Consider the following 594-nt stretch of genomic DNA (forward strand, 5'->3'; position numbering starts at 1 on the left):
CGGCGACTGCAGCACGCCGACCTGAAGCGTCACCACCGGTATCGGCCATGCCGGCTCGTGCGGGCACAGCAGCGACATCGGCGAGAACACGCCGTGGTCCAGCGCCCGGTCCTGGAAGAAGGACATGTCGAACTCGTCGGCCACCAGTGAGCGGCCGATGTGCCGCGCCAGTGCTGGATGCCCCGACAGCGGCGGCAGGTCGCGTGCGCCGCCGCCTTCGTCGGCCACCTCGTGCCGCTCGCCCACGCCAAGGGAGAACGCCGAGTAGTGGTCGAAAAAGAACGAGCTGACGTGATCGTTGTAGATGAAGAACAGCACGTCGGGCTTGGAGGCCTTCAGCTTGGTCAGGATGGCGTTGAAGTCGGTCGACTTGTCGGTGGTGAACTCGTGGCCCACGATGGTGGCGCCAGCGGCCTTGGCCGACTTCTCGAACTCTTCGGCAACGCCCTGGCCGTAAGCGGTACGGTCGTCGATCACGGCAATGTTCTTGCCCTTGAGCGTTTCGACTGCGTACTTGCCCAGCGTGCCGCCGAGTTGCGTGTCGTCAGCCACCACGCGGAACGTGGTCTTGAAGCCTTGACGCGTGTACTTCGG

The 594-nt window shown here is 64.8% G+C and carries 1 protein-coding gene; it reads right to left on the reverse strand.

Annotation, left to right across the window (positions count from 1 at the left end; genetic code table 11):
* On the reverse strand, window positions 1-594 hold a 594-nt coding region (locus ACSFA3_RS26340), incomplete at both ends, for a DODA-type extradiol aromatic ring-opening family dioxygenase (protein WP_435508237.1).

This window comes from Variovorax glucosi, from assembly GCF_051216695.1.
In the GTDB taxonomy this organism is placed as follows: Bacteria; Pseudomonadota; Gammaproteobacteria; order Burkholderiales; family Burkholderiaceae_C; genus Variovorax.